We start from the raw sequence: 16,250 nt of genomic DNA, 5'->3' as shown, positions 1-16,250 counted from the left end.
TATGCGGGAAAGCGCCGCGAGGCAGTTGCCTAGAGGTGGGAGGCGGTCTAGCTATTTAGTCGTAGGGGGCGTGTGTTGGCTTGATTTGGCTCTGGCGAACGTAGTTTGCGCGATTTTGTTCTTTCTTGAACTTTTCTTCCGGCCATGATTTTTTAATATGTAAAAGATTTCATTATTTGATTATTTATTGAAATAATACGTCTTTGAATTATTGTAAAATGGCACAAATTATTTACATTCGTCGCCATGCCCGCCATTCATTCCCAACGCAACGCTTACATCCTGCTGGTGCTGACCATGCTGATGTGGTCCACCAACTTCGTCATCGCCCGCGCGCTGCACACGCAGCTGGGGCCGTTCACGCTGGCTTTCGCCCGCTGGGGCATCGCCCTGGCCTGCGTGTTGCCGTTCGCCCTGCCCAGGCTGGGCCGCAACTGGAGCAAGCTGCGCGCGCAATGGCCGTTGCTGCTTGTCCTGGGCCTGTTCGGCATCGGCCTGACCAATACCTTCGTCTACTGGGCGGTGCAGACCACCACCGCCACTAACGCGGTGATCCTCAACAGCGCGACGCCGGTGATGGTGCTGCTGCTGGGCTCGCTGTATTTCCGCCAGCGCTTGAGCAGCCGGCAGTGGATGGGCATGACGCTGGCGCTGTGCGGCGCGCTGCTGATCGTGCTGAAGGGCAATCTGCTGGAGATCGGCGGCTTTCATTTCAGCGGCGGCGACCTGTTCGTGCTGGCCGGCGGCCTGAGCTGGGCCATCTACACGCTGGGCCTGCGCAAGCTGAAGCCGGGCATCGATCCCATGGTGCAGATGGCCGCGCTGCTGCTGGTGGGCGAGGCGGTGCTGCTGCCCTTGTTCCTGGGTGAGCTGTCGTCGCGCGGCCTGCCGACGCTGGACGCCGGCGCAGCAGCCAGTTTGCTGTATCTGGGCGCGCTGCCTTCCGTGGTGGCTTATCTGCTGTACAACCGCGCCATCGCGATGGTGGGCACCGCCAAGGCGGCCGCTTTCCTGTACCTGATGCCGGCTTTCGGCGCGATGCAATCGATTGCGCTGCTGGGCGAAGAGCTGCATTGGTATCACGCCGCCGGCCTGGCGGCGATTTTCGGCGGCATCGCGCTCAGCTCCCTGAGCCGCGGAGCCGCGCGGGAGCTTGCCGGCGCGGCGCTGAGGGCGAAGGAGTCCTGATCCGGCAGCCTGGCCAAAATGAAAAAGGCGGCGCTTTTCAGCGCCGCCTTTTTCATGGCCGAATAGCCGGTCGGGCTAGGTCAGGTACAGCAGCAGCGGCATCACGCGCACCGTCAGCCAGGCCAGCGCGACCGGCAGGATCAGGCACAGCCCGCCCCAGAAGACCCAGGACGTCTCGCAGTCGGCGCGTCGGCGCATTTCCATCAATTGCAGGCGGTAGGCGAGATAGCTGATGACGGCGACCAGCGGCGACACCAGCACATAGGCGGCCATCGGCCGCCACTCCAGCCACGGCGACAGCGCCAGCACGCCGAGGTGCAGCGCCAGCTGGCTGGCGCACAGCGCGGCCAGCCGCAGGTCGCGGCCTGGGAAGCGCATCGCGCGCCGGTTCACTCGCATGTGGACCGCCGCCCACATCGCGGCGGCGATGCCCAGCCAGGCGTAGGGGTAGAACAGCGGCAATACCAGAGGTTCGATCGACACAGGCTCCGGATGGTGGTCCAGCAGTGCCGCCAGTATCAGGTAGGCGGCCATGAAACAGGCGACGGCGGTGCCGTCGCGGCTGCGGACCAGCCGCCAGGCCATGTGCAGCGAAAACAGGATGAGGACGAGCAGCAGCAGGATTCCGACAGGCGTTGCCGTCATGCAGCCTCCAGCGCCGACAGCAGCGCGGCGGATAGCAGCTCGCCGATCTGGGCCAGGTACTGGGTGTGCATGTCGAAGGTGAAACGCTGGGAATCGTCGCTGGCCAGCACCAGGATGCCGAAGGGCTGGCCGCCGGCGTCCTTCAGCGCCACCTGGGCGAAAGACTGCAGCACCGGCGTGGCGGGGAACCAGCTCAGCACCTCGTCGTTGACGTAGGGGCCGCAATACGGCGCGACCAGATTGCGGGCCAGGCCCTGCACTTCGCTGCGGGCGTTGTAATGCTCGGCGTCCTTCTCCGCGGCGGGGTGCCACAGTTTCAACGCGGCGCGGTCCAGCTGGAATTCCTGGCGCAGGCTGCCTTTCAGCTCGGCGATCAGCTCGCCGGGGCCGCGCGCGGCCAGCAGGGCCAGCGTCAGGCGGTGCAGCCTGGCCAGCAGGCGGTCGTTGTCCTGGCCGCGCTCGATCAGCTGCTGCAGCTGAGCCTCCAGCTGGCGGTTCTGGTCCTTCAGCTCCAGCATCTGGCGCTCGACGAAGGAGATCACGCGCTCGCCGTTCTGCGGCGCGGCCTGCAGGTTGTAGCGCGCGGCGTGCTGCTGCAGGAAGTCGGGATGCTCGTCGAGAAACGCCAGGACTTGTTCGCTGTGCATCTGCCTTGTCCTTTCCTTAATCGGGATGCGGAAATGGGTTGGTGTGGCTGCGGGGGTTAAAGTTCGATTTCGCCCTGGAAAACGGTGACGGCCGGGCCGGTCATGATCACCGGGCTGCTTTCGCCGGCCCACTCGATCACGATGTCGCCGCCGCGCGCGTGCACGGTGACGCGGGCGTCCAGCAGGCCCCAGCGGATGCCGCAGGCCACCGCCGCGCAGGCACCGGTGCCGCAGGCCAGCGTTTCGCCGGCGCCGCGCTCGTAGACGCGCAGGCGGATTTCGCCGCGGTTGACGATCTGCATGAAGCCGGCGTTCACCCGTTGCGGGAAGGCGGGATGGCTCTCGATGCGCGGGCCGATCTCGGCCACCGGCGCGGCGTCCACGTCATCCACCAATTGCACCGCGTGCGGATTGCCCATCGACGCGATGCCGATCTCGTAGGCACCGCCGGCCAGCGGCAAGGCGTAGGTCAAGGCTTCGGCGTCGGCCAGGAAGGGAAGGTCGGCGGGCGAGAAGCGCGGCACGCCCATGTCGACGCGGGCCAGGCCGTCGCCCAGGTACTCCGGGGATATCACGCCGCGCGCGGTTTCCACTTCGATCCGGCTCTTGCCGGTCAGCCCCTGGTCGCGGACGAACTTGGCGAAACAGCGCGCGCCGTTGCCGCATTGCTCGACCTCGCCGCCGTCGTTGTTGAAGATGCGGTAGCGGAAGTCGTGGCCCGCTTCTCGCGCCGGCTCCACCAGCAGCAGCTGATCGAAGCCGATGCCCAACTGGCGGTTGCCGAGCAGGCGGATCTGCTCCGGGGCGAGGGACACGGTTTGGCGCACGCCGTCGATGACCATGAAGTCGTTGCCGAGGCCGTGCATCTTGCTGAATTTCAGTTTCATCGGTGTCGCGTGGCGATGCATTGTGGATGGGCCAGCTTAGCACAGCCGGGCGCGAGATACATCGGTCCGGCCGCGCGGCTGGCCTCCTTCCTGACGTTGCGTTACGCCGGCTTGTCGCGGCCTGCGTCGGCGCGCCCAAGCCCGGGGCTTTGCCAGCGGCTCAGCCGCCCGCCAGCTGCCGTTGCGCCAGCGCCGCCAACTCGGCCAATTTGCCGCGCGGCATGCCGGCCGACAAGGCGTAGCCGCGGCCGCGTTCCCACCAGTAATAGACGTTGACTGGCCCCTGGCTGGCGAAATGGAAGCCTTGCTCCGCTTGCGGCCGGGCGCCGTTGGCCACATAGAGCGTCACCCGTTGCCCGGAGGCGTCGTGGTACATCAGCTGGGCCACCGGGCCTTGTTCGCCGGGCAGCAGGCGCCCGCCTATCAGCTCATAGCCGGCCTCGGCCAGCCGCGGGGGCGTGATCGGGCTGCGCATGCGGCGCGAAAGCCAGGCGACCATCTGCGTCTCCTGGTCCGCGCCGATCTCGACCGGGCGCTGGATGTCGGGACTGTAGACCACATGCGCCATCGCGGCCTGGCGCGGCAGGCTATCCATCGCCAGGCTTGCGGCTGGCGCGGCGGGTTCGGTCTGATAGGCTTGCCGTCCGTACCAGCCGCCGCCCAGGCCCAGCGCGAACACCAGCCCGGCGGCCATGGCCTGGCTCAGCCACGGCGGAGTGAAGCGCCTGGCGGGCGGCCTGGCCGCGGCCAGCAGCCGGCTGGGCATGGGCTCACGCTCAGGCAGCGCCCACAGCTCGCGCAGCGCGTCGTCCTGGCCGCGCCATTGATCCAGCCGCTGGGCGGCGTCGGGATGCTTCTCCAGCCAGGCTTCCAGTTCCGCCGCCTGTCGCGGAGGCAATTCGCCGTCGAGATAGGCTTGCAGCGTTTCCTCGTTCGGTTCGGTCATGGCTCTGCGCCTCCATATTCAACCATCAATTGCCGCAGTCGCTCCCGTCCCCGGTGCAGGCGCGACATCACGGTGCCCACCGCCAGTCCCAGCGTTTTGGCCGCATCCTGGTAGCGCATCTCTTCCACCACCACCAGGAGCAGGACCTCTCTTTGCTCCTCGGGCAGCCGCGAGATGGCGCGGTCGAGGTCGCGCAGCCGGAGCTCCCGCTCATGGGCGGGCGGGACGGCCAGTTGCGTCCACTCTTCGCCGGACAGCTCGCAAGGCGGGCGGTTTCGCCGGACGTGGTCCACGTGCCGGTTGTGCATGATGCCGAACAGCCAGGGGCGGATGTCCGAGCCTGGCCGCCATTGCCGCCAGTTGCGCCAGGCCGATTCCAGCGTGTCCTGGACCAGATCGTCGGCGTGCGCCGCGTTCCGCTCCAGCACGCGGGCATAGCGGCGCAGCCGGGCGAGGTTGTCCAGCAGCAGTCGATGAAACTGCCGCTCCGGTTCTAATTCGCCGATGGCTTGAGCTCCCTGGTGATACGGCGCGTCGCCAAGTCGAGCTCCGCTACGCTCAAGTCCTCGTTCAGCACCCAGGCCTTGCGGCTGTCCTTGCTGAAGGAGATGGCTTGGCGCGGGCCGGACAAGCCGCCGATCTGCGCGGCCGGCCGGAATGCCGGCAAGGCGACCTCGGTGAGCGAATCGCTCTTCAAATTGCCAGAGTACAGGACTTTCCCGTCGGGGCGCAGCGCGGCGCCGTAGGGCTCGCGGCCCACGGCGACGGTGGCTGTGATCTTGCCGGACCGGGTATCCACCCTGGCCAGGGTGTCGTCGCCGCTGTTGGCCGCGTACAGCGTGCCGCCGTCGGCGGACACCGAAATCGCGCGTATCTTGTTGAAGCCGCCGATTTCCCGGAGCACGGACAGGGACGAGGTATCCACCACGCTCAGCTTGTCGCTGCGGAAGTTGGTGACGTAGAGGTCGGCGCCGTCCGGCGACAGCTTGACGCCCTGGCGCGGGCCGGAAAAACCGGTGATCACCTTGCTGACCCGCCAGGCGTTCAAGTCCACCACGCTGACGGTATTGGATGCCTGATTGTTGACATAGAGGCGGGCGCCCTGGCGGTCGATGGCGCTGCCGAAGGCGCCGGGACCCAGAGCCAGGCTGGCCTCCAGCGTCAATGTGCCGGCATTCCATCGCTCCAGCAGGCCTTTGCTGCTGTCGGTGACATAGAAGCGGCGGCCATCCGGCGCGAACACGATGTTGCGGGGGGTGATGAAGCCGGACAGCGCGGCTTTGAGCCGTCCTTGCGCCAGGTCGTATACCTTCAGCTCGGCCGTCTGGCTATTGCCGGCTATCGCCAGGCTTTCATCGGGGCTGACCGCCAGCGTGTTGTTGCGGATGTCCGGATCGAAAGCCTGGGCGGCGGCGGAGATTTGCGCAAGCGCCCACAGCGCGGAGGCGGCCAAAAGGAAGGCGGTTTTTCGCATGCTGGTTTTCCTGGTTTGTTCAGAGGGGGTCAGGGCCGGGCCACTTGCCAGAGTTGCTTGAAGTTGTCGCCTTTGCGTTCGCCGGGCGCTTGGTCCTGAGAGAAACGGTAGAGCGGCTTGCCGCGCCACGACCATTGCCGCGAGCCGTCGTCGCGGTCAATCAGGCCCAGTTCGCCTTCGGGCTGGTCGTCCGCTTTGGCGGCCAGTGGCGGCCATAATGCCGCGCAGGGGCCATTGCAGGCGCTGCGGCCGTTTCCGGCCTGATCTTTCGCGAAAACATAGAGCGTCATGCCGGCGGGGTCGGTCAGCGCGCCTTCGCGGGTTGATATCGGGGACGGCGCGGCCTGGATCTGCGCGGCGGCGAGCGCGGCGAGCATGCCGCCTAGCAACAGGGTGCGTTTCATCGATGGCTCCTGGTCGTGTGGTAGGAAAGCGGGACGCTTGGTCCGCGCTTGCAAGGGGTATACGCAGGGATGCCGCCGATTATTCCCGGCAAGGAGAAATTTTTTTGATGGGGAGAGCTGGAGGGATGGCGGGGCCGCCGGGAGGCGGCCCGGAAATCAGGCGCGCAGCACGGTGCGCGCGCCCTGGTAGCGCGGCGCGAAGTAGACGTTGTCCAGCCGCGCGACGCGTATGGTGCTGTTGGTGCGCGGGGCGTGGACGAACTTGCCGTCGCCGATGAAGATGCCCATGTGTGAGAACGGCCGGTTCATGGTGTTGAAGAACACCAGGTCGCCGACCTGCATTTGGCTGTCGGATATCGGCCGCGCGATGCCGGCGATTTGCGCGGCGTTGTGCGGCAGGCGGATGCCGACGGCGTTCTGGTAGATGTAGCTGACCATGCCGCTGCAATCGAGCCCCGCTTCCGGATTGCTGCCGCCGAACTGATAGCCGCCGTCCAGCAGGCCTATCGTGTACAGCAGAATCTCGCGGCCGTTGCCGTCGGCGGTGATGTTGGACAGCGAGGTGTCGCCGCCCGGCTTGCCCGGGCGCGGGCGCTGCTGGCTGGTCTTCACCGGCGTGGTGCCGCAGGCGGCGAGCAGGGCCGCCAGGCCTGCCAGCGCAGCGCCTTGAAGCAGGCGGCGGCGGCCGGCGCCGCCGTCATTCAGCTGGGTGTCTTCCATTGTCGCGTGGACTCCTGTCTTTCCATGCCGCGGAGGGGCTGTCCCCCTCGCATCGCGCGCCGCGGCGATTCGTCTGGCTCCCGCGCTTTGCGCGGGAAGGCTGCTTTGGGGGCAGTATAGCGCGAGCAGGGACGCCGGCCCCGGCTCCACTGTAAATGCGGGAGCGGATCGGGCTATGGCGGGCGGATGGACGATGCGGGGTGAATGGCGCTCGGGTGGGCCGCGCCGGCATGCGGACGCCCGTGATTTTCCATGGATATCGCGCCTGCCCGGCTAAAATGGAAGCTCGATTCGACATCTTTCCGAGGGGGATGCGCCGTGAATATTGTAACGGTCTCCACAATCGTTTTGAGGATCGCGTCGCTGATGCGCCGCGCGTTGCCGCGGGCATTGGCGATCCTCATCGGGCTGGTCCCGCTTCATGCCCTGTCCGCTGAAATCGCCTACATCACCGCCAAGGCGGATCTGCCGTTCTGGAACACGGTCGGCAAGGGCGTGAAGGCGGTGGCGGAGGAGAATGGCTACGCGTTTTCGGAGCTGGACAGCAAGCTCAACGCGGAAATGCAGCTGAACAATGTCCGCCAGGCGATCGATCGCCATGTCGCGGGGATCGTGATTTCTCCGACCAACAGCAAATCGGCCGAGGAGGCGCTCACCCTGGCCCGGCGGGCCGGCATTCCGGTCGCCATCGCCGATATCGGCGCCAGCGGCGGCGATTACGTCAGCTTCGTCAAATCGGACAACTACCGCGGCGCATACGATGTGGGGGCGGAGTTGGCTAAGGCGCTTAAGGCGCGAAACTGGAGCGGCGGCGCTTACGGCATGGTCACCATCGAATTGTCCAGGAAGAACGGCCAGGACCGCACCAATGGATTCCGCGACGCGATGAAGGACGCCGGCTTTCCGCGGGAGATCGTGCTCAGGCAGATGAAGGATTACTCCGCCGAGGAGACTTACCGCTACGTTAAGGAAATGCTGGCCGCGCATCCGATGGCGCGGGGTTTCTTCATCGAAACCGATCAGCCGGTGGACGGGGCGATGCGGGCGATACGGGAGGCGGGCAAGGAAAAACAGGTGCTGCTGGTCTCCTTCGACGCGATGCCGGACGTGGTCCGCCTGCTCAAGAGCGATGCCTTGGTCGCCGTCGGCATGCAGCAACCTTATCTGATGGGCAGCTCCGCCGCCGGCGCGCTGGTTTCGCATTTGCATGGCCGCCCGCCGGCCAAGGAAATCCTGGTGCCCATCCTGGTGGCCACTCGCCGCAATGTCGACCAACTGATGCCGGTCGCCTCGAAAACGGTGTTCGGCAAACCGCTGAAGTGACCGGCCTCACGGCATCATTCGGGTCATTTCATTGTTGCGGATCAGATCGCGGATGGTGGCGTTGAACGACTGCTGCAGCGCGCGGCCGTCTTTCGACGCGCGGCTGAGCTCGAAGTGCAGGCCGGTGGGCGTGTCGCCGGGCAGGTCGGCGCGGCGGAGCGCCGGCCCGTTGAACAGGTCGCGCAGCGTCGCATCGCGTTCCGACAGGCTGTCCACCACTTCGCGTATTTCGATGAAGACGTCGCAGCGGCCTTCGGTGACCTTGGCGATCGCGCTGCGCTCGTTTTTCGAGCCTATGTCCTGGCGCGAGGGGTCGATGCCGAACGCGTCCAGGCGGTTGCCGAACAGGCCGCACACGGTATAGCGCTTGAGATCGGACAGCGCGCGCAGCGGCGCGCCCTTCGGGTGCTTTCTGGCGGAATAGAAATACAGGTGATGGACTTCGGCGTAGGCGTCGGTGGCCAGGAAGCGTTTCTCGTCTAGCTCGCGGGAGGGAACGTCGATGGCGATGTCGATCTGGCCGTGGGCGACCATTTCGCGGCAACGCTTCCACGGCAATCTTTCGATGACCGCCGGCTCGCGCCCGGTGCGCCTCAGCGCGCGCTGCAGCACGTTGATGGCGAGCCCGGTGTCCTGGGCGCCGCCGGCGAAGCCGGACGAGGAGGTGAATACATAGGGCGGGAAGTCCACGTCGGAAGCGCAGGCGAGCGGCGCGCCCTGGGCGGCGCCGGCAAGCATCGCCAGCGCGGCCGCGAGCCGCCAGCCTTGCCCATGCCGCGGTTTTCGGCTCTCGAGTGGCGCCACATGTCCTCCGCCCCGTGTCTGGTTGGGTCCTGGCGACGCAGGCCGCAGCGCGGCTTGGAGAGGCTGGATGGAGTCCGGGCGTCGCCTCTGCTCCTTCCGGTGTAGCCCATTCGCGGCCGGGCGGCAAAGCGCCGCCCGGCGCAGCGGAGCGGAGACTCAGCGGCCGCGTTGCTCCAGGTCTTCCCAGCGGGCCAGCTTTTCCAGCAGCAGCTCGTCGATTTCCTCAATGCGCTGTTGCCAGGCGATGGCCTCCTTGGGCGTGTCGCGGTAGCAGTTGGGATCAAGCAGGCGCTGGTTCAGCTCGGCCTGCTCCGTCTCCAGCGCGCCGATCTGGTCCGGCAACGCCGCCAGCTCGCGGGTTTCGTTGTAGGACAGCTTGTTGCGCGCGGCCTTGGGCTTGTCCTGGCGCGCGGGCGCGGCGGTCTGAGCGCTTTCCTTGGCCTTTTCGGCGGTAGTGAGCTCGGCCATGCGTTTCTTGGCGTCCAGCCAGTCCTGGTAGCCGCCCGGATACTCTTCCAGCCGGCCTTCGCCCTCGAAGGCGATCACCTGGGTGACCACGTTGTCGAGGAAGGCGCGGTCGTGGCTGACCAGAAACACGGTGCCCGAATACTGGGCGATCACGTCTTCCAGCAATTCCAGCGTGTCGATGTCGAGGTCGTTGGTCGGCTCGTCCAGCACCAGCACATTGGCCGGGCGGGTGAACAAGCGGGCCAGCAGCAGGCGGTTGCGTTCGCCGCCGGACAGCGAGCGCACCGGGCTCCTGGCGCGCTGCGGCGAGAACAGGAAGTCTTCCAGATAGCTCATCACGTGTTTCTTCACGCCGCCGATTTCGACGAAGTCGTTGCCTTGGCTGATCACGTCGGCCACGCTCATTTCCTCGTCCAGCTGCTCGCGGAACTGGTCGAAGTAGGCGATTTCCAGCTTGGTGCCTTGCTTGACCGAGCCGGAGTCGGGTTCGAGCTCGCCCAGGATCAGTTTGAGCAGCGTGGTTTTGCCGGCGCCGTTGGGCCCGATCAGGCCGATCTTGTCGCCGCGCAGGATGCGGCTGGTGAAGCCGCGGATCAGCTGCTTGCCGCCGAAGCCCTTGCCGACGTGTTCCAGCTCGGCCACCAGCTTGCCGGAGCGCTCGCCGGCGTCCAATTGGAAGTTCACCTTGCCGACGCGCTCGCGGCGGGCGGACCGCTCGCGGCGGATGGCCTCCAGCCGGCGCACGCGGCCTTCGTTGCGGGTGCGGCGCGCCTCGATGCCCTTGCGGATCCACACTTCTTCCTGAGCGTGGAATTTATCGAACACGCGATTCTGCTCTTCTTCGATGGCCAGCTCTTCCGCCTTGCGGGTCTGGTAGGCGGAGAAGCTGCCCGGGTAGCTGCGCAGGATGCCGCGGTCGAGTTCGATGATGCGGGTGGCGACGTTGTCGAGGAAGCGGCGGTCATGGGTGATCAGCAGCACGCTGCCCGAGAAGCCTTTGATCAGGCTTTCCAGCCATTCGATGGCGGAAACGTCCAGGTGGTTGGTCGGCTCGTCCAGCAGCAGCACGTCCGGCTTGGACGCAAGCGCGCGCGCCAGCGCCACACGTTTTTTCCAGCCGCCGGACAGCGCCGAGATGCGGGCGTCGGCGTCCAGGTCCAGGTGGCTCAGCGTGGACGAGATCAGCGCGTCGAATTGCCAGCCGCCGCGGGCTTCGAGCTCGTGCTGGATGGTTTCCATCCGCGCCAGCGCCTGCTCGTGGTCGGCGTCGGCCTGCGTCAGCTGCTGGGTGACCTTGTGATAGTCGGTCAGCAGCGCCTTCAATTCGCCCAGGCCCTCGGCCACCGCCTCGAAGACAGTGTGCTCGGGGTTGAATTCCGGTTCCTGCGGCACGTAGGCGACCTTGACGTCGCCCTTGGTGTTGATGCGGCCGTCGTCCAGCTGCACCGCGCCGGCGATGCCTTTCAGCAGCGACGACTTGCCCGCGCCGTTGCGGCCGATCAGGCCGACCGCCTCGCCCGGTTCCAGGGCGAAGTCTACGTTGTCCAGCAGCGCGTGGTGTCCGAAGGCGAGGCACGCCTTCTCGACGGTAATCAGGGCCATGTTCTGTGTGTCTTGCTAGATGGGAAAATACCGGCCAGTTTAACACGATGGCCCTGCCGGCGGACGGGTCGCCTGGCGGCTTCGGGGCTGATACAATGCGCGCCGAATCAACATTTGTCCGAAAGGTCCCGCCATGTATTTCGTCGACCGCGCCGTTGCCGTGATCAAACCGAAGCAACCGTTCCTGGATTGGCTGAACCAGCTGCCGGACACCGACATGATCGACCTGTCGCTGGACAGCCTGCGCAGCGACTGCACCGCCATCCTGCTGCCGGAGTTCATCGAGCCGGAAGAGGGCGTCGCCCATATCGACGAGATCAGCGAACAGCTGTTCAAGATGGAACTCGCGTCCTGGGACGAGGACGAAGCCCTGTGGCCCAAGGATTTGTCGCTGAAGGCGTTCTGGGAGTGGTTCGACGTGGAAATCCACTCCACGGTGATGGACAGCGTCGACGACGACATCACCAACAGCCCGGCCAGCGAGCTGTAAAACCCATGCGCGAACGGCCGCCGCTGCAACCCTTCTCGGTGCCGCTGCGGCCGTCGCGGTGGTGGCTGGCCTTGGTGTCGGCCGCTTTCGCCGGCTACGCGGCCGTCGTGGCCTGGCACCTGCCGGCGGCTTATCTGATCAGCGTGCCGGCCGCCGCCTGGCTGGCGCGGCGCGCGCTGCGCGCCGACGGATGGCTGCGGGGCGACGCGCCGGAGCGGCTGGAAATCGACCCGCGCGGCCGCTTGTTCCTGTGCCGCGGAGACGAGCGGCGCGAGGCGGAGGTGCAGGATGATTGCTTCGTCACGCCGCTGCTGACGGTGCTGAGCGCCAGGCAGGACGGCAGGCGCCGCAGCGTGATGCTGTGGCCGGATTCGGCCGGCGCCGAAGCGCGCCGCCTGCTCAGAGTTTACCTGCTGTGGTTCCATCTGCCGCAGCCTGAAGAAGAGACGGAAACCCACCGATGACGATGAAAAAGACGCTGGACGACTGGCTGAGCTGGCAGGAAAGCCTGCACACGGCGGCGATAGACATGGGCCTGGCCCGCGTGTCCCGGGTGCGCGACGCGATGGGCCTCAAGCCCGCCTGTCCGGTGATCATGGTGGCCGGCACCAACGGCAAGGGCTCCACCTGCGCGATGCTGTCCAGCATGTTCCGCGCCGCCGGCTTCAAGGTCGGCGCGTATACCTCGCCGCACATCCTGCGTTACAACGAGCGCATCGCCATCGATCTGAAGCCGGCCAGCGACGAGCGCATCATCGCCAGCTTCGAGGCGATAGACGCCGCGCGCGGCGACACCACGCTGACCTATTTCGAATTCGGCACCCTGGCCGCGGTGCACAGCTTCGTCGCCGAAAAGGTGGACGTGATCATCCTGGAAGTGGGGCTGGGCGGCAGGCTGGACGCGGTCAACATCTTCGAGCCGGACGTCTCCGTCGTCGTCAGCGTGGACCTGGACCATCAGGCCATCCTGGGCGACAACCGCGAGGACATCGGCTTCGAAAAGGCCGGCATCTATCGCGCCGGCAAGCCGGCGATCTGCGTAGACCCCGAGCCGCCCAAGCGGCTGCTGGACCACGCGGCAGCCATCGGCGCGGATCTGAAGCTGTACGGCCGCGACTTCGGCTACACCCGGATGGACAACCAGTGGTCGTTCCGCTGCGGCGACCATGCCCGCCACGCGCTGCCCATCCCGGCGCTGCGCGGCGCTTACCAGATGGTCAACGCCTGCGGCGCCCTGGCCGTGCTGGAGGCGATCCGCGACAAGCTGCCGGTTGGCATAGGCGCGATCAAGCAGGGTCTGGTGGAGGTGGAGTGGCCGGGCCGCTTCCAGGTGCTGCCGGGCCGCCCGGCGGTGGTGCTGGATGTCGGACACAACCCGCATGCGGTAAAGGCGATGGTGGCCGCGCTCAAGCAGCTGCCGTACGCGGAGAACCGCTACGCGGTGTTCTCGATGCTGGCGGACAAGGACATGGCGGCGGTGGTTGAGCTGGCGAAGGGCGAATTCGACCACTGGCTGGCCGCCGGGCTGGAGATGCCGCGCGGACAGAGCGGCGAAGCCATCGCCGCGGCGCTGAAAAATGCCGGCGTCGCGTCGGTGTCGGCTTTCGATACAGTCGCCCAAGCGTGGTCGGCAGCCTTATCGCGGGCCGGCGACAATGATAGAATCGTCGTTTTCGGATCATTCCACACCGTAGCGGAAGTGGAAGCGGCCCGGCAACACCCGGTTTGAGGAATGCATGGCACTGTCCAGCCACGATGAACTGATATTGCTGAGAAAGCGCGCCCGCCGCCGCCTGGTGGGCGCGGTGGTGCTGGTTTCCATCGCCACCGTCGTTTTGTGGAACGTGGTGGGCCATCTGCCGGAACAGCAGATGAAGCCCGAGTCCATCGAGATCATGGGCGGCGCGTCTGCGCCGGTGGCTGCTTCCGCGCCCGCCGCGGCCGCGAAGCCCGCCGCGTCGCAGGCGTTGGCGGACGCCGCCGTTCCAGCGCCCGCGCCAGGCAACGCCACCGAGCTGCCGGCCAACCTGTCTTCCGTCATCGCGCCGCCGCCGGCGGAAACCGCCAAGCCAGCCGCGAAGCCGGCTCCGGCCGTGGCGGAAGCCGCGCCGAAACCGGAACCCAAGCCCGAACCGAAACCCAAGCCTGAGCCCAAACCGGAAAAACGCAAGGAAGAGCCCAAAGCCGAGAAGCCGCGCAAGGCCGATCCGGCGGCCATCCTGGAAGGCCGCGTCGATCCGGACAGCCATCAGGCCAAGGCTGAACCGGCCCATGGCAAGTCAGTGATCCAGCTGGCGGCGCTGTCCGATCCGGCCAAGGTGGACGCGTTGCGCGGCAAGCTCTCCGCCATCGGCGTGACCGCCCACTTTTCCAAGGTGGAAACCAGCAAGGGCGAAGTGACCCGCGTCCGCGTCGGTCCGTTCGCCAGCCAGGCTGAGGCGCAGGCCGCGCTGCAGAAGCTGGCCAAGTCCGGCATCAACGGCATCATCATCAACAAGTAGCCGCCATGACCGTGTTCGACTATATCGCAATAGCCATCATCGCCGGATCGGTGCTGATGGCCCTGATGCGCGGTCTGATCGCCGAGGTGCTGTCGCTGGGCTCGTGGCTGATCGCCTTCTGGTGCGCGAAGCAGTTTTCGCCGCTGGCGATGGCCTTCCTGCCGGCCAGCCTGCAGAGCGAGGGTTTGCGCATGGTGGCGGGCTTTGTGCTGGTCTTTTTCCTGGTGTGGCTGGCCACCGCCTTGCTGCGTGTGACGCTAACCGGACTGATCGACAGCATAGGCCTGGGCGCGGTCAACCGGCTGCTGGGCGGCATGTTCGGCCTGGCGCGGGGCATGGTGCTGGTGACGGCGCTGGTGCTGTTGGGCGGATTGAGCAATCTGCCGCAGAAGCCTATGTGGAGGAACGCGGTGCTCGCGGCTCCATTCGAATCTCTGGCCTTGTCATTGAGGCCATGGTTGCCGCCAACGATGGCGGACAATTTGCACTACGACTCGCCCGGCGGCCTGCCGCCGGACAGTTAGGCGAGAGAGGCGGAATATCTTGATATCTTTACTTCAAGATTCCGCCTCTTTCTTTTGGGCTTTTCCTTTTCAGCAAGTTGGGATAGAGGGCATTAAAGATGTGTGGAATTCTAGGCGTGGTCGGTCAATCGCCGGTCAATCAGCTGCTGTACGACGGTTTGCAGGTGCTGCAACACCGCGGACAGGACGCGGCCGGTATCGTTACCGCCAATAGCAAGACCTTTCACATGCACAAGGGCAGCGGTATGGTGCGCGACGTGTTCCGCACCCGCAACATGCGTTCGCTGCTGGGCAACGCCGGCATCGCCCATGTGCGCTATCCGACGGCTGGCTCGGCTTCCTGCCTGGCGGAGGCCCAGCCGTTCTACGTCAACTCGCCTTTCGGCATCGTGCTGGCGCACAACGGCAACCTGACCAATACCGATGAGCTGAAGGCGGACATGTTCCGCAACGATCTGCGGCACATCAACACCAATTCCGACTCTGAAGTGCTGTTGAACGTGTTCGCCCACGAAGTGGCGCAACGGGTGACGGGCCATGAGCTGACGGTGGACGCTGTGTTCGGCGCGGTGGAAGCCGTGCACCGCCGCGTCAAGGGCGCCTACGCGGTGGTGGCGATGATCGCCGGCTTCGGTCTGGTGGCTTTCCGCGACCCCAACGGCATCCGTCCGCTGGTGATGGGCTGCACCGAGACCGACGGCAAGACCGAGTACATGTTCGCGTCGGAGTCGGTGGCGCTGGATTGTTCCGGTTTCAAGCTGCTGCGCGACGTGCAGCCGGGCGAGTGCGTATACGTGACCTTCGACGGCGACATGCACAGCCAGATCTGCGCCGAGAACACCCGCCTCGCGCCCTGCCTGTTTGAATACGTGTATTTCGCCCGTCCGGATTCGGTGATCGATGGCGTGTCGGTCTACCAGTCTCGCCTGAACATGGGCGAGATGCTGGCTGAGAAGATCCGCCGCGATCTGCCTGAATTGGACATCGACGTGGTGATCCCGATTCCCGATTCCAGCCGTCAGAGCGCGCTGCAGCTGGCCAATGCGATGGGGTTGCCGTACCGCGAGGGCTTCATCAAGAACCGCTATATCGGCCGCACCTTCATCATGCCGGGACAGGCGGTGCGCAAGAAATCGGTGCGCCAGAAGCTGAACCCGGTGCCGCTGGAGTTTTCCGGCCGCAATGTGCTGCTGGTGGACGACTCCATCGTCCGCGGCACCACGTCCAAGGAAATCGTGCAGATGGCGCGCGACTCCGGCGCCAAGAAGGTTTATTTCGCCTCCGCCGCGCCGGCGGTGCGTTTCCCCAATGTCTACGGCATCGACATGCCCACCCGGGCCGAGTTGCTGGCCACCGGCCGCGACGAGGCGGAGATCGCGCGCGAAATCGGCGCCGACGTGGTGATTTACCAGGATCTGGACGCGCTGCAAGACGCGGTGCGCAGCGTCAACCGCGAGCTGGGCCTGTTCGAGAGCTCCTGCTTCGACGGCCAATACATCACCGGCGACATCACCGAAGCGTATCTCGACGCCATCGAGTGCGCGCGGCTGGACTTGAAGGACAAGGGCGGCAGCGAGCAGATGATAGACCTCAACCTGAACGTGGCGGAGCAGAATCTGATCTGATC

The 16,250-nt window shown here is 66.0% G+C and carries 18 protein-coding genes; 8 read left to right on the top strand and 10 right to left on the bottom strand.

Annotation, left to right across the window (positions count from 1 at the left end; all coding sequences use genetic code 11):
* The first annotated feature begins 246 nt into the window (after positions 1 to 246).
* Complete coding sequence (locus BKX93_RS03480) at positions 247 to 1,188, top strand: DMT family transporter (RefSeq protein ID WP_046168328.1); 942 nt, start codon at positions 247 to 249, stop codon at positions 1,186 to 1,188.
* 75 nt (positions 1,189 to 1,263) lie between these two features.
* Here the strand turns inward: BKX93_RS03480 and BKX93_RS03475 are convergent, their stop codons facing one another.
* The 8 genes from BKX93_RS03475 to BKX93_RS03440 all read right to left on the bottom strand — a co-directional run bounded on the left by BKX93_RS03475 (position 1,264) and on the right by BKX93_RS03440 (position 6,911).
* A complete protein-coding gene (locus tag BKX93_RS03475; RefSeq protein WP_070978738.1) occupies positions 1,264 to 1,833 on the bottom strand; it encodes a hypothetical protein in 570 nt (189 codons plus the stop codon).
* Positions 1,830 to 2,480, bottom strand: a complete 651-nt coding sequence (locus BKX93_RS03470) for a DUF484 family protein (protein WP_046168329.1) — start codon at positions 2,478 to 2,480, stop codon at positions 1,830 to 1,832. The genes BKX93_RS03475 and BKX93_RS03470 overlap by 4 nt, the downstream gene beginning before the upstream one ends.
* 56 nt (positions 2,481 to 2,536) lie before the next feature.
* A complete protein-coding gene (gene dapF, locus BKX93_RS03465) occupies positions 2,537 to 3,367 on the bottom strand; it encodes a diaminopimelate epimerase (protein ID WP_046168330.1) in 831 nt (276 codons plus the stop codon).
* 160 nt (positions 3,368 to 3,527) lie between these two features.
* The gene (locus BKX93_RS03460) at positions 3,528 to 4,313 is read right to left on the bottom strand and encodes an anti-sigma factor family protein (protein ID WP_046168331.1); all 786 of its coding nucleotides are present in this window, start codon (positions 4,311 to 4,313) and stop codon (positions 3,528 to 3,530) included.
* Positions 4,310 to 4,780 (bottom strand): sigma-70 family RNA polymerase sigma factor, encoded by a 471-nt coding sequence (locus tag BKX93_RS03455; protein ID WP_268750417.1) that lies wholly within the window; start codon positions 4,778 to 4,780, stop codon positions 4,310 to 4,312. The genes BKX93_RS03460 and BKX93_RS03455 overlap by 4 nt, the downstream gene beginning before the upstream one ends.
* A gap of 26 nt (positions 4,781 to 4,806) precedes the next feature.
* Positions 4,807 to 5,787, bottom strand: a complete 981-nt coding sequence (locus tag BKX93_RS03450; protein WP_046168332.1) for a YncE family protein — start codon at positions 5,785 to 5,787, stop codon at positions 4,807 to 4,809.
* 29 nt (positions 5,788 to 5,816) lie between these two features.
* Positions 5,817 to 6,191 (bottom strand): COG4315 family predicted lipoprotein, encoded by a 375-nt coding sequence (locus BKX93_RS03445; protein WP_046168333.1) that lies wholly within the window; start codon positions 6,189 to 6,191, stop codon positions 5,817 to 5,819.
* A 156-nt stretch (positions 6,192 to 6,347) separates the two neighbouring features.
* On the bottom strand, positions 6,348 to 6,911 hold the full coding sequence (locus tag BKX93_RS03440; protein WP_235429266.1) for a C40 family peptidase: 564 nt from the start codon (positions 6,909 to 6,911) through the stop codon (positions 6,348 to 6,350).
* A gap of 366 nt (positions 6,912 to 7,277) precedes the next feature.
* Here BKX93_RS03440 and BKX93_RS03435 point away from each other — a divergent pair, with 366 nt between their 5' ends.
* The gene (locus tag BKX93_RS03435) at positions 7,278 to 8,234 is read left to right on the top strand and encodes a substrate-binding domain-containing protein (RefSeq protein ID WP_046156910.1); all 957 of its coding nucleotides are present in this window, start codon (positions 7,278 to 7,280) and stop codon (positions 8,232 to 8,234) included.
* A 6-nt stretch (positions 8,235 to 8,240) separates the two neighbouring features.
* On the opposite strand, the gene BKX93_RS03430 is transcribed toward BKX93_RS03435, so the two are convergent.
* Together BKX93_RS03430 and BKX93_RS03425 are read right to left on the bottom strand one after the other, a co-directional pair.
* Positions 8,241 to 9,038, bottom strand: coding sequence for a substrate-binding periplasmic protein (locus BKX93_RS03430; protein ID WP_145929245.1), 798 nt, complete (start codon positions 9,036 to 9,038; stop codon positions 8,241 to 8,243).
* A 156-nt stretch (positions 9,039 to 9,194) separates the two neighbouring features.
* Positions 9,195 to 11,108 carry an ATP-binding cassette domain-containing protein gene (locus BKX93_RS03425; protein WP_070978735.1) on the bottom strand — a complete coding sequence of 638 codons (1,914 nt, stop codon included), beginning with the start codon at positions 11,106 to 11,108 and terminating at the stop codon, positions 9,195 to 9,197.
* A 133-nt stretch (positions 11,109 to 11,241) separates the two neighbouring features.
* Between BKX93_RS03425 and BKX93_RS03420 the strand changes: the two genes are divergently transcribed.
* The 6 genes from BKX93_RS03420 to purF all read left to right on the top strand — a co-directional run bounded on the left by BKX93_RS03420 (position 11,242) and on the right by purF (position 16,248).
* Positions 11,242 to 11,598 carry a hypothetical protein gene (locus BKX93_RS03420; RefSeq protein WP_021475596.1) on the top strand — a complete coding sequence of 119 codons (357 nt, stop codon included), beginning with the start codon at positions 11,242 to 11,244 and terminating at the stop codon, positions 11,596 to 11,598.
* Positions 11,599 to 11,603: 5 nt separating this feature from the next.
* Complete coding sequence (locus tag BKX93_RS03415; protein WP_046156913.1) at positions 11,604 to 12,062, top strand: protein YgfX; 459 nt, start codon at positions 11,604 to 11,606, stop codon at positions 12,060 to 12,062.
* Complete coding sequence (gene folC, locus BKX93_RS03410) at positions 12,059 to 13,327, top strand: bifunctional tetrahydrofolate synthase/dihydrofolate synthase (RefSeq protein ID WP_070978733.1); 1,269 nt, start codon at positions 12,059 to 12,061, stop codon at positions 13,325 to 13,327. Before BKX93_RS03415 ends, folC begins: the two co-directional genes overlap by 4 nt.
* A gap of 7 nt (positions 13,328 to 13,334) precedes the next feature.
* Positions 13,335 to 14,099 carry an SPOR domain-containing protein gene (locus tag BKX93_RS03405; protein WP_070978731.1) on the top strand — a complete coding sequence of 255 codons (765 nt, stop codon included), beginning with the start codon at positions 13,335 to 13,337 and terminating at the stop codon, positions 14,097 to 14,099.
* A 5-nt stretch (positions 14,100 to 14,104) separates the two neighbouring features.
* Positions 14,105 to 14,623 (top strand): CvpA family protein, encoded by a 519-nt coding sequence (locus BKX93_RS03400; RefSeq protein WP_046156916.1) that lies wholly within the window; start codon positions 14,105 to 14,107, stop codon positions 14,621 to 14,623.
* A 98-nt stretch (positions 14,624 to 14,721) separates the two neighbouring features.
* Entirely contained in the window at positions 14,722 to 16,248 is a 1,527-nt protein-coding gene (gene purF, locus BKX93_RS03395) for an amidophosphoribosyltransferase (RefSeq protein WP_046156917.1), read from the top strand.
* The last annotated feature ends 2 nt before the right edge of the window (positions 16,249 to 16,250 follow it).

This window comes from Chromobacterium vaccinii (assembly GCF_001855275.1).
GTDB lineage: Bacteria > Pseudomonadota > Gammaproteobacteria > Burkholderiales > Chromobacteriaceae > Chromobacterium > Chromobacterium vaccinii.
This window is presented reverse-complemented; position numbering and strand designations above follow the sequence as displayed.